Source organism: Sodalis sp. RH15, assembly GCF_047324255.1.
Classification (GTDB): Bacteria; Pseudomonadota; Gammaproteobacteria; order Enterobacterales; family Enterobacteriaceae; genus Acerihabitans; species Acerihabitans ligni.
The window spans coordinates 829,692-841,988 of the sequence record NZ_CP178738.1; the positions used below are offsets into that span (position 1 = coordinate 829,692).

A 12,297-nucleotide genomic window follows, 5' to 3' on the forward strand; every position below is an offset into this window, starting at 1 on the left:
GGATTGCCGATACTGCTCATAATGAGCTCCCCGTTGCATGTAACATAATAGTGTTTGACTCGATCTGTTCGCCGGTGAGTTCCGCTACGATATGTCCGCCGCGAAAAACCAATACCCGATCGCAAATGCCGATGATTTCAGGGAGTTCGGACGATACCATGATGATCGAGATGCCTTTTTCAGTCAGCTGCTGCATCAGTTGATAGATTTCCGCCTTTGCTCCCACGTCGATTCCCCGTGTCGGCTCGTCAAAAATCAGGATATTGCAATCGTTGTTCAGCCAACGGGCTATCACCACCTTTTGCTGATTACCGCCGCTGAGGGTATTCACCTGAGTATCCCCGCCCGGAGTCTTAACCCCCACGGCTTTGATCAATCGCTGGACAATGCCGCGCTCTTTACGGGCATTGATAAAAATGCGGGCGGCTTTTTCATGGCGATTAAGGGTGATGTTTTGCGACACGGTAAAGGGCAGCACCAGACCTTCGGTTTTGCGGCTTTCAGGCAGCAGCCCGATGCCGTGTTCAAGGGCCTGGGCCGGAGAACGAAGCACGGTCGCTTCCCCCCGAAGCTTGATGTCTTTGCGATAGCAGGGCCGAGCGCCGATCATTGCCGATACCAGTTCCGTCCGGCCCGATCCCACCAGGCCGGCAAAACCGAGAATCTCCCCTTTCAGCAGATGGAATTCATCGGTGACGCCGTTTTTTTTGTGCTGAATGCTGGCCTCAAGCAAGCGGGTATCGGGATCGATGAGATGGTTTTTCACCGGAAAGGCATTTTCCACCTTGCGGCCCACCATCATGTTCACCAGTTGTTCTATGTCGGTGGAGCCGGTGGGAACGGTACTAATGTACTCTCCGTCACGCAGCACCGTAATCTGGTCGCATATCTGGAAAATTTCCTCCAGATGATGGGAAATAAACACCATGCCGACCCCGAGCAATTTAAGATCGCGCATGACGCTGAACAAATGCTCCGCCTCTCCCGGCGTGAGCGTTGCCGTGGGTTCGTCCAATACCAGGATTTTCGCGTCCAGGGACAATGCCTTGGCGATTTCGACAAACTGCTGCTGGGCCACGCTCAGTTGCTCCACCGGCCGTTCCAGATCCAGTTGTACCTCCAGGCGTTTGAAAATTTGATTTACCCGGCGGCGCATGGCTTTCCTGTCTAAAAAACCGCAGCGGTTATGTATTTCCCGATTGAGAAAAATATTCTCAACCGCATCCAGGTAAGGAATTAAGGAAAACTCCTGAAAAATGATACCGACACCGGCGTTAATCGCTTCCCGATAATTTCCAAATTTCTTGGTTTCCCCTTCGATAATAATATCGCCGTCATCAGGGCGATAAATACCGCACAACACTTTAACTAACGTGGATTTGCCTGCCCCGTTTTCACCGAGTAGTGCATGAATCTCCCCGTGTTCAACGGTCAGATTAATACCGTTTAATGCGTTAACGCCGGGAAATGACTTTTTTATCTGCCTGAGTTGCAATAAAGACGTCATGATAAATTCCTCGCCGGGCAAATGCGGCCGCTGCCGTTTGGCGGCGGCCGGAAATATATATACCCTTCATGTCTCGAATGGGTATCACCGCCGGTTACCAGCTAAAACCTTGTGCATTGGATTTATCAATCAATTTGACATCGACCGGTATTGTCTTGGGAACATTGGCGCCCCAATATTTGGCCAGCGCAATGCCTAAGCCGATTCTGACCTGATCGCGAGGAAATTGTGCGGCGGTGGCGATAAAGGGAGAATTGGGTTTCAGGATTTCTTTAATCGCTTCCGGATGACCGTCTACGCTCACCAGCTTGACTTTCGAGCCGCTGGCTTGGATGGCGGCCAGGGCACCCAGCGCGCCCACGTCATTCACGCTGAAAATTCCCGCCAGGTCCGGATTGGCCTGCAGCATATTTTCAGTTACCGTCAGCGCGGTATCACGTTCCTGTTTACCATTTTGTTTAGTAACGATTTTAATATCCGGATAGGCTTTCATCGCCGCCTCGAAACCCCGTACCCGTTCCAGGATAGGCACCACCGGAATGCCGTCCAGGATGGCGACTTTCCCTTTGCCGTTCAGGTTCTTGCCGAGGTATTGGCCGGCCAGAAAGCCCGCATCGTAGTTTTTGGAACCGACAAAAGAATCCAGCGGGCCTTGTGCCTGGGCGTCGATGGCAACCACCACCGCACCGGCATTATGGGCGGAAAGCACCGCGGACTGAACGCCCACCGAATCCGCCGGGTTAATCAGCAGAATATCGATTTTCTTTTGCAGCATATCCTCCACGTCATTTATTTGTTTGGAGACATCATGACGGGCATCGGCCACATACACGGTTGCGCCAATATCCTTGCCGGCTTGATCCAATGCTGCTTTCATGGTGACGAAGTAAGGATTATTCATCTCCTGAAAAGACATGCCGATGGTTATTGGCTTCGCCATGAGGCTTTGGCTAATAAAAGGCGTGAGTGCAATACAGCATACCGCAAATGTTTTTCTAATCGTAGACAACATATTATCTCTCCTGTAGGGTGTCGAGTTTTTTATTATCAATATTTGTTGATCGATATTATTCTTGCGTATATGTATACGGGCCTGTCATTGCTGACAGACAAATGCTTTTTTCACATCGACAGTAATACGCTGCCGGGAAATATTAATATGACAACGTGAACATGATGCTAACTAACATCACTACCGCGCATTGTGATTCAGTGCAAACATTTGACTTTGTCATATATTTAACAGCGTTAAATAATACCGCTTTTAAAATGACCCGGCGGCTGTCCCGGCTTAGCCAGGGCAATCGGATAAAGACCGTTCATTGGCCAACATTCTCAACCGATGCATATTCTCTTTTAAATTAAGATAAACCTCCCGGTATTGTTCAAAGAGGCGATCGTAATGGGCATGGCGCATCGCATCCGGCTGTGCCCGTTCTGCAAGCGTGCTCCAGGTTTTGACAATATTCACGTCGCGAATCAATCCAACCCCCAATGCCGCCAGCAGCGCATCCCCCAGCGGCGCTTCCACCTCCTCTTTGAGCGTGAATACCGGATAACCGGTCACGTCGGCGATGATCTGCATCCACAGATCGGAACGCGCCGCCCCTCCCACGACGATCAGGCGCGGCTCCAGCCGCACGGCGCCTTTTTGTCCGCACTCCATATTATCCCGCAGGGCAAAGGCAATGCCCTCCAGCACGGCGCGATAAAGATGTCCTTTGGTATGAACCAGCGTCATGCCCAAAAAAACACCCGAGGCAAAGGGATCCCACAGCGGACTGCGTTCCCCCATCAGATAAGGCAGGAATAAAATGCCTTCGCTGCCCGCTCCGACGCTAAGCGCCTGGCGCTCCAGTAATTGATGAACATCTACGCCGGGCGATTGCGCCGCGGACTGCACCTCAGACTGGCAGAACGTATCGCGAAACCAGCTGACCGCCGCCCCGGCGGTTCCGGCCCCGCCGAAAATATAGTTATCGCGCCGGCCGTTAATGACATAGGGCATGGAAATCAGCCGGTTGGCGGCATCCACTTCAGGATTGATATAGCCCCAGCACATGCTGGTGCCCATCATGGCCACATGATCCCCCGGCGCCACCACGCCTGCCGCCAGCGTCGCCACGGCGGCGTCGACCCCGCCTGCCATCACCGGCGTTTCGGGCTGCAGCCCCAGTTCGGCGGCGACTGACGGCAACAGCCCGCCCACTACCGCGCTGCTGTCCACCAGCCGATCCGGCATGAAGCGGCGGGGTATACCCAGCATATCCAGCGCCGTATCGGACCATAGGCGGGCGTCGATATCATACACGCCGCCGATATTCCCGGCGGAACAGTGATCCACCGCCACCTGTCCGGTCAGTAAATAATTGACGTAGCTATTGGGTGGCAAAAATTGATGGACCTCCCGCCATATATCAGGGCGGTGCTGTTTGATCCAGAGCATTTTGGTGTAGCCATAATAGCTGTCCAGGCTATTGCCGGTGATACGAAACAGCTTTTCCGTATCCACATGCTCATTCACCCAGGCCACGGCATCCGCCGCGCGGCGGTCCATCCAGATCAAACAGGGATATAGCGGCCGCATTTCTTTATTCACCGGAATACCGGCGCCGCCATACAGGCTGCTGACGCAAACCCCGCGGATCTCCTCCGGCGCCACCCCGGACGCCCGTACACAGGCGGCAATGGTTTGGCAAACGGCCTTGTACCACACATCCGGCCATTGTTCCGCCCACATGGGCTGCGGCTGGTCCACCTGATAACCGGCGGACGCCTGGCCCACAATCTTGCCGTCAAGACGCAATACGATGGCTTTGGTGCTTTGCGTCCCGATATCGACTCCAATGACATAATCCATCACCGCCTCCCGCCGTGCTAAGGATTGATGACCACTTTGATCGAGTCGGCCGAATCCGCCAGGGCGAAAGCGGCATCACACTCTTCAATGGGATAGCTGTGGGTCACGATGCCTTCCGCGGTCACCAGGCCGCGTTCAAACAGATCGATGGCGATTTCATAACTGTATGGGCCGAGATGGGCGCCGCGGATATCCAGTTCTTTACGATCGCCGATAACCGACCAATCAACAGTGGTCTCTTTGCCAAATACGCTAAACTCCACAAAACGGCCCAGTTTGCGGATCATCTGCAGTCCCTGGGTCACGCCCACGGGCGCGCCGGTGGCTTCTATGTAGACATCGCAGCCGTAGCCGTCGGTCATGCCTTTGACGATAGCGTCCACATCCTGTGTTTTCGGATTGAGCACCACATCGGCTCCCAACGACTTGGCCAGTTCCAGCCGTTCATCAATGGCATCAATCACCACCAGTTTCTTTGGCGTTTTCAGCCGCGCCACCTGCACCATGCAAAGTCCCAGCGGGCCGGCGCCGGCCAGTACCACCACATCATCCAGTTGGATATCGGCCCGTTCCACGGTATGAATGGCGCAGGCCATAGGTTCGATCAACGCGGCATCTTTATGAGAAAGGCTTTCAGGGATTTTATGGATGATGGCCCGTTCAGAGAACCGCATGTATTCCGCCATGCCCCCTTCGGCGACCGTTTTTTGAAAACCGTAAATATCATGTTTTTCACACATCCAATACTTGCCGGATTTGCAATAACGGCATTCCCAGCACGGAACAATTTGTTCGGCTAATATCCGGTCACCCGGTTTGATATGGAATTTTTCAGCGGCGCCTACGCCTAATTCAACCACGCGGCCATAAAATTCGTGCCCCGGCACCACCGGCGTTTTCACCCAGGGATCGTCGCCCCAGAACATTTGCGCGCCGCTTTTTGCTTTGCAATCTCCCGCGCAAATACCGCAGCCATCGACTTTTATTACCACCTCTTTCGGACCGGGTTTTGGGGTGGGAATATGCTCAAATCTGTAGTCATGAGGGCCGTGACAGACGACTGCCTTCATAGATTCCGGTAATTGGCTCATTTTCAGCTCCATGTTAGCTATTTTTGAATAATAATAGAAAATGTTGACGTTATCATTTTTTAACTAAAAACACATTATCGAGAAAAATACATCATTTTATGGTAACGAAAACGACGGATACGGTAAGGATCTGCTGGTGTTATTTGCTTAATGACAACGTTAACATTTCGAGATGATAATAGTTTGGAATGGGAATAAAGTGAGTCAACTCACAAAATGTTAATGTTTAATCATATGGTGGAGGTTTTGTTATGATTTTGTGATGCCGCGATAAGATTGCAAAAGGGAAAAACGAAACTTCCCTTTGGAAAAAAAGTCTGAGAAAGACCCGATTAGTCGGGATAGAGATTGTGTTGTGTTTACGCTCACAGCTATAGTATCGGCTTAACTTAGTCATAAAACTTGGGAAGAGATAGCCCAGGCTATGGAGAAATGGATGAAATCACTGTTTAAAGTCACGCTGCTGGCCGCCACAATGGCGTTTGCGCTCAATACCGTTCATGTGCTGGCCGCGGATACCGCAGCAGCAGCCCCTGCGGCTAATGCGGATGCTCCTGCCGCAGCGCCGGCCGCCAATGCCGATGCTCCCGCCGCCGCGGGCACCACGGCGGCTCCCGCCGCCGCCCCGGCCAACGCCGTCTCGGACAAATTCAAAAGCAGCGAAGAACAGGCGGCTTATGCGCTGGGGGCGTCTTTGGGACGCTATATGGATAACTCCCTCAAGGAGCAGGAAAAGCTTGGCATTAAGCTTGATAAAGACCAGTTAATCGCCGGTGTCCAGGATGCCTTCGCCAATAAGAGCAAGCTGACGGATGAAGAGATTGAAGCCACTCTCCAGGGATTTGAAGCCCGCGTGAAAGAAGCAGCGCAGGCTAAAATGGAGCAGGAAGCCAAAGATAACGCCGACAAGGGCGATAAATACCGCGCCGATTTCGCCAAACAAAAAGGCGTGAAGAAAACCCCGGGCGGCGTACTGTATAAAGTCGAAAAAGTCGGCACCGGCAAAGCCCCAACCAACACCGATACCGTGGTGGTGAACTATAAAGGCACGCTGGTTGACGGCACGGAATTCGATAACTCCTACAAGCGCGGCGAACCGCTGTCGTTCCGTCTTGACGGCGTAATACCCGGCTGGACCGAAGGTCTGAAAGAAGTGCGCAAGGGCGGCAAGATTGAACTGGTCATCCCGCCGGAACAAGCGTACGGAAAAACCGGCGTACCGGGCATTCCCGCCAATTCCACCCTGATTTTCGAGGTTGAATTGCTGGACATCAAACCGGCGGCCAAAACACCTGACGAAGGGAAGCCGTCGGCAGATCAGCCGGCAGCCGGGGCTGAAACGGGCAAATAGGCTCCTGTCCCAGGTCGCCGCGGCGTGTTGATTCTTTAACATTCCGTCCCGGCCTGGCGGATTGCCGACACGCAAAGGCGGTGTTCTTCCGGCAAGGAGAACGCCGCTTTTTTGTAACATTGCCATGGGGATACGTAAGGTCGGGACAAGGGTTACGCCTTGGCGGGAGTGAACCTTGTCTCGGTTCGCCGGCTGAAAATCCCGTGAAATTCTTAAAAAAGGTATTACCGGTCATGAAGTTGCAAAAAATCTGTCCAAACACAAGGACAGCGTTTTACGGTATTTGCTAGACTAGCGGCCAGTAAATTTTTTATACAGCCGAGTCTGCCCCCCGATTGCGCGACAGGCTCTCTATAACGGGTGGTGTCTGCACATGTCTACTTCTCTTCCGATCCCAGATTTTACCGAACTGGATGTTTTGGACGAACGGCCATTCAGTCAGGTAGATCACGAAATCCTCGCCTCCTACGAAGCCGCTGTCGACGGGCTGGCCATGTTAATCGGCGAACATTGCGAAATTGTCCTGCATTCGCTGGAGGATCTGAAAAGTTCCGCCATACGCATTGCCAACGGCGAACATACCGGGCGCAAAATCGGATCGCCCATTTCCGATTTGGCGCTGCGCATGCTCCACGATATGGCCGGTGAGGACAGCAGCGTATCCAAAGCCTACTTTACCCGGGCTAAAAACGGCGTCTTGATGAAATCAGTCACCATTGCCATTCGCAACCGCGAGCAGCGGGTTATCGGTTTGCTGTGCATCAATATGAATCTTGACGTGCCGTTTTCGCAAATTATGCAAACCTTTATCCCCCCTGAGACGCAGGAGAACGCCACCTCCGTCAATTTCGCCTCGTCGGTGGACGATTTGGTGGCGCAGGCCCTGGAATTCACCATCGAAGAGGTGAACGCCGATCGCGGCGTGTCCAACAACGCCAAGAATCGCCAGATTGTTTTGAATCTCTATGAAAAAGGCATTTTCGATATCAAAGACGCCATCAATCAGGTAGCGGATCGGCTGAATATCTCCAAGCACACGGTTTATCTCTATATCCGCCAGTTCAAAAGCGGCGATTTCCTGGGTTTGGACCGGTGAGCCTGGAATATTGCCTGATGGTGTCCGGTCCTGCGTACGGTACCCAGCAGTCCGCCAGCGCCCTGCAGTTTGCCCGGGCGCTGCTGGCGGCGGGACACCGGATTGGCACGGTTTTTTTTTATCAGGACGGCGTGCTTAATGCCAATATCTATACCTCCCCCGCCGGCGACGAGGCGGATCTTGTCCGCGCATGGCGGCAGTTTGGCCAGGAACACGGCGTGGCCCTGGAGGTCTGCGTCGCCGCCGCCCTGCGCCGCGGTATTGTCGATGAACGGGAAGCCGAACAGTTGAATTTGCCCGGAAATAATCTGCAGCCGGGATTCGTCCTGAGCGGCCTGGGGGCGCTGGCGCAAGCGGTTGCCCACTGCGATCGCTTCATTCAGTTTTAGGGTGCCGCCATGAAACGCCTCGCTTTTGTTTTCACCCACGGCCCCCATGGCAGCGCCTGCGGACGTGAAGGACTCGATGCCCTCCTGGCCGCTTCCTCTGTCTGCGAAGGTATCGGCGTTTTTTTCATTGCCGATGGCGTGTTGCTGCTATTGCCGGGACAACGACCGGCGGACATTCTGGCCCGCGATTTTATCGCCACCTTCGGCGTACTGCCGATTTACGACGTCGACTGCTTTTATATCTGTGGGGAGTCGCTGGCTGAACGCGGACTGGACGCGGGGCAACAATGGGTGCTCAAGACCGAAATCCTGCCGGCGGCGGATTGGCGGCAGCGGTTGTCCGAATTTGATATTGTGCTGACCTTCTAAGCTTCCGGAATCCACGATGCTCTATACCTTAAGCCGTTCCCCCTACGCCTCCGATCTGGCCTCGCTGTTGCTCACCGCCCGTGCCGGGGACGATTTGCTCCTGCTGCAGGACGGCGTCATCGCCGGGCTGGCGGGCACGCCGGCGCTGGAAAAACTACTCGCCGCGCCGCTGGGGCTGTATGCGCTGGACGTGGATGTGGCCGCCCGCGGATTGACTGCTCATTTTTCAGACAAAATTGCCGTTATCGGCTATAATGATTTCGTCTCCCTCACGGTAAAACAGCCGCAACAAATGGCATGGTAAGCAGGGTTTATTGTATATTTCTTGACACCTTTACCCGCGAGCCATAAAATTCTGCGTCCTCGTACTCTGCCTTGCGGCAAAACGAGGTGATTTATTACGTGTTTACGAAGCAAAAACCAGGAGCTTTATTGAATGGCAACAATTAACCAGCTGGTACGCAAACCCCGCACCATGAAGGTTGCTAAAAGCAACGTTCCGGCGCTGGAAGCCTGCCCGCAGAAACGTGGCGTATGTACCCGCGTATATACCACCACCCCGAAAAAACCGAACTCCGCGCTGCGTAAAGTATGCCGTGTTCGTCTGACCAACGGTTTTGAAGTCACCTCCTATATCGGCGGTGAAGGTCATAACCTGCAGGAACACTCCGTGATCCTGATCCGTGGCGGCCGTGTTAAAGACCTCCCGGGTGTGCGTTACCACACCGTTCGCGGCGCGCTCGACTGCTCCGGCGTTAAAGACCGTAAGCAAGGCCGCTCCAAGTACGGCGTGAAGAAGCCAAAGGCTTAATGGTTCTCCGTTAAGTAAGGCCAAACATTTTATTATTAATGTCAAAGAACTCATTGAGTTTTGGACAATCCTGAATTAACAACGGAGTTATCTCATGCCACGTCGTCGCGTCATTGGTCAACGTAAAATCCTGCCGGATCCTAAGTTCGGATCTGAGCTGTTGGCAAAATTTGTCAATATCCTGATGGTAGACGGTAAAAAATCTACCGCTGAAGCAATTGTCTATACCGCGCTGGAGACCCTGGCTCAGCGTTCCGGTAAAGGCCATCTGGAAGCTTTCGAAGTAGCTCTGGACAACGTGCGCCCGACTGTCGAAGTCAAGTCGCGCCGCGTCGGTGGTTCTACTTATCAGGTGCCAGTTGAAGTGCGTCCGGTCCGCCGCAATGCCCTGGCAATGCGCTGGATTGTAGAAGCTGCTCGTAAACGCGGTGATAAATCTATGGCTCTGCGCCTGGCGAACGAACTTTCCGATGCGGCAGAAAATAAAGGCACCGCCGTTAAGAAACGTGAAGACGTTCACCGTATGGCAGATGCCAACAAGGCGTTCGCCCACTACCGCTGGTAACCGCCTCGCAGTAGTTATGCTAACCAAGCGGGCGGGATAAAAAGTTCGCCCGCTTGGGCTAGCTCGAATAGAACGCCCCAGTAATCGAGGATACAAATGGCTCGTATAACACCTATTGCACGCTACCGTAATATCGGTATCAGTGCACACATCGACGCCGGTAAAACCACCACCACGGAACGCATTCTGTTCTATACCGGTGTAAACCATAAAATCGGTGAAGTCCATGACGGCGCCGCTACTATGGACTGGATGGAACAAGAGCAAGAGCGCGGGATCACCATTACTTCCGCTGCGACCACCTGTTTCTGGTCCGGTATGGCCAAGCAGTTTGATGCCCACCGCATCAACATCATCGACACCCCGGGGCACGTTGACTTCACTATCGAAGTTGAACGTTCCATGCGTGTCCTTGACGGCGCGGTGATGGTCTACTGTGCGGTAGGCGGTGTGCAACCACAGTCTGAAACCGTATGGCGCCAGGCAAACAAATACAAGGTTCCGCGCATTGCGTTCGTTAATAAAATGGACCGCATGGGCGCGAACTACCTGCGTGTTGTTGATCAGTTGAAAACCCGTCTCGCCGCTAACCCGGTGCCGATTCAACTGGCCATCGGCGCGGAAGAAAAATTCACCGGCGTTGTCGACCTGGTGAAAATGAAAGCCATCAACTGGAGCGAAGCCGACCAGGGCATCACCTTCAATTATGAAGAGATTCCGGCGGATCTGGCTGATTTGGCCCATACCTGGCACCAGCACCTGGTTGAGTCCGCAGCGGAAGCCAACGAAGAGCTGATGGACAAATACCTCGGCGGCGAAGAGCTGACCGAAGAAGAAATCAAGCACGGCCTGCGCCAGCGCGTGCTGAACAACGAAATCATCCTGGTAACCTGCGGTTCTGCGTTCAAGAACAAGGGCGTACAGGCGATGCTGGATGCGGTTATCGAATATCTGCCCGCGCCCACCGATGTTCAGGCCATCAACGGCGTGCTGGAAGACGGCGAAACCCATGCGGAACGCCATTCCAGCGATTCAGAACCGTTCTCGGCGCTGGCGTTTAAAATCGCCACCGACCCGTTTGTGGGTAACCTGACTTTCTTCCGCGTGTATTCCGGCGTGGTTAATTCCGGCGATACCGTGCTGAACTCCGTTAAAGACAAACGCGAACGTTTCGGCCGTATCGTGCAGATGCACGCCAACAAACGTGAAGAAATCAAAGAAGTGCGCGCGGGCGACATCGCCGCGGCCATCGGTTTGAAAGATGTTACCACCGGCGATACCCTGTGCGATCAAAGCGCGCCGATTATCCTGGAGCGTATGGAGTTTCCGGAACCGGTTATCTCCGTTGCCGTTGAACCGAAAACCAAAGCCGACCAGGAAAAAATGGGTCTGGCATTGGGGCGTCTGGCGCAGGAAGACCCGTCTTTCCGCGTATGGACCGATGAAGAATCCGGTCAGACCATCATCGCCGGTATGGGTGAGCTGCATCTTGAAATCCTCGTTGACCGCATGCGTCGCGAATTCAATGTTGAAGCTAACGTCGGCAAACCGCAGGTGGCTTACCGTGAAACAATCCGCAATACTGTAGAACAAGAAGGCAAGTTTGTTCGTCAGTCCGGCGGTCGTGGCCAGTTCGGTCATATCTGGCTGCGTATCGAACCGATGGAGCCCGGTGGTAAAGGCTACGAATTCCTTAATGAAATCGTCGGCGGCGTTGTTCCGAAAGAATACGTCCCCGCGGTGGATAAAGGCGTGCAGGAGCAGCTGAAGAACGGCGTTTTGGCCGGTTATCCGATTGTGGATGTCCGTGTCGCGGCTTTCGATGGTTCTTACCACGAAGTCGACTCCTCGGAAATGGCGTTTAAGATTGCCGCTTCAATGGCGTTTAAAGAAGGCTTCATGAAAGCCAAACCGGTTCTGCTGGAACCTATCATGAAAGTCGAAGTTGAAACGCCTGAAGACTATATGGGTGACGTGATCGGTGACCTGAACCGTCGTCGCGGTATGATCGACGGCATGGAAGATACTGCGACCGGCAAAACGGTTCGTGCGCAGGTCCCCTTGTCTGAAATGTTTGGTTATGCTACAGATCTGCGTTCACAGACTCAGGGCCGTGCTTCTTACTCCATGGAGTTCCTGAAGTACAATGAGGCACCGAACAACGTTGCTCAGGCCATTATCGAAGCCCGTAAAGCTAAATAAGTTTTAGGGTTTAAAATTATTATCCCGTGCTCTCGCTTAAGGTGAGAGCATAAGAG

At 53.5% G+C, this 12,297-nt stretch carries 12 protein-coding genes; 8 read left to right on the forward strand and 4 right to left on the reverse strand.

The genetic code is table 11. The annotated features are described in order from the left end of the window. Positions 1–16: 16 nt before the first annotated feature. From ACL2XO_RS03775 to ACL2XO_RS03790, 4 genes are all read right to left on the reverse strand, one after another. Positions 17–1,507: a sugar ABC transporter ATP-binding protein gene (locus ACL2XO_RS03775; RefSeq protein ID WP_132923677.1), complete on the reverse strand. Its 1,491-nt coding sequence runs from the start codon at positions 1,505–1,507 to the stop codon at positions 17–19. A gap of 94 nt (positions 1,508–1,601) precedes the next feature. Then, a complete protein-coding gene (locus ACL2XO_RS03780; protein ID WP_132923676.1) occupies positions 1,602–2,519 on the reverse strand; it encodes an ABC transporter substrate-binding protein in 918 nt (305 codons plus the stop codon). A 279-nt stretch (positions 2,520–2,798) separates the two neighbouring features. Continuing rightward, positions 2,799–4,367, reverse strand: coding sequence for an FGGY-family carbohydrate kinase (locus ACL2XO_RS03785; RefSeq protein WP_413742209.1), 1,569 nt, complete (start codon positions 4,365–4,367; stop codon positions 2,799–2,801). A 17-nt stretch (positions 4,368–4,384) separates the two neighbouring features. Then, positions 4,385–5,458, reverse strand: a complete 1,074-nt coding sequence (locus tag ACL2XO_RS03790; RefSeq protein WP_132923674.1) for a zinc-binding dehydrogenase — start codon at positions 5,456–5,458, stop codon at positions 4,385–4,387. A 436-nt stretch (positions 5,459–5,894) separates the two neighbouring features. Here ACL2XO_RS03790 and fkpA point away from each other — a divergent pair, with 436 nt between their 5' ends. From fkpA to fusA, 8 genes are all read left to right on the forward strand, one after another. Beyond that, positions 5,895–6,809, forward strand: coding sequence for an FKBP-type peptidyl-prolyl cis-trans isomerase (gene fkpA, locus ACL2XO_RS03795; protein ID WP_132923673.1), 915 nt, complete (start codon positions 5,895–5,897; stop codon positions 6,807–6,809). Positions 6,810–7,182: 373 nt separating this feature from the next. After that, on the forward strand, positions 7,183–7,905 hold the full coding sequence (locus ACL2XO_RS03800) for a transcriptional regulator (protein WP_132923672.1): 723 nt from the start codon (positions 7,183–7,185) through the stop codon (positions 7,903–7,905). A 2-nt stretch (positions 7,906–7,907) separates the two neighbouring features. Further along, the gene (tusD, locus tag ACL2XO_RS03805) at positions 7,908–8,294 is read left to right on the forward strand and encodes a sulfurtransferase complex subunit TusD (protein ID WP_413726880.1); all 387 of its coding nucleotides are present in this window, start codon (positions 7,908–7,910) and stop codon (positions 8,292–8,294) included. Positions 8,295–8,303: 9 nt separating this feature from the next. Continuing rightward, on the forward strand, positions 8,304–8,663 hold the full coding sequence (gene tusC, locus ACL2XO_RS03810; RefSeq protein WP_413742210.1) for a sulfurtransferase complex subunit TusC: 360 nt from the start codon (positions 8,304–8,306) through the stop codon (positions 8,661–8,663). A gap of 16 nt (positions 8,664–8,679) precedes the next feature. Continuing rightward, the gene (gene tusB / locus ACL2XO_RS03815; protein WP_132923670.1) at positions 8,680–8,967 is read left to right on the forward strand and encodes a sulfurtransferase complex subunit TusB; all 288 of its coding nucleotides are present in this window, start codon (positions 8,680–8,682) and stop codon (positions 8,965–8,967) included. A 132-nt stretch (positions 8,968–9,099) separates the two neighbouring features. After that, on the forward strand, positions 9,100–9,474 hold the full coding sequence (gene rpsL / locus ACL2XO_RS03820; protein ID WP_132923669.1) for a 30S ribosomal protein S12: 375 nt from the start codon (positions 9,100–9,102) through the stop codon (positions 9,472–9,474). 94 nt (positions 9,475–9,568) lie between these two features. After that, positions 9,569–10,039 carry a 30S ribosomal protein S7 gene (gene rpsG, locus ACL2XO_RS03825; protein ID WP_011412093.1) on the forward strand — a complete coding sequence of 157 codons (471 nt, stop codon included), beginning with the start codon at positions 9,569–9,571 and terminating at the stop codon, positions 10,037–10,039. Between the two features lie 96 nt (positions 10,040–10,135). Then, complete coding sequence (fusA, locus tag ACL2XO_RS03830) at positions 10,136–12,241, forward strand: elongation factor G (protein WP_413726461.1); 2,106 nt, start codon at positions 10,136–10,138, stop codon at positions 12,239–12,241. Positions 12,242–12,297: the final 56 nt, after the last annotated feature.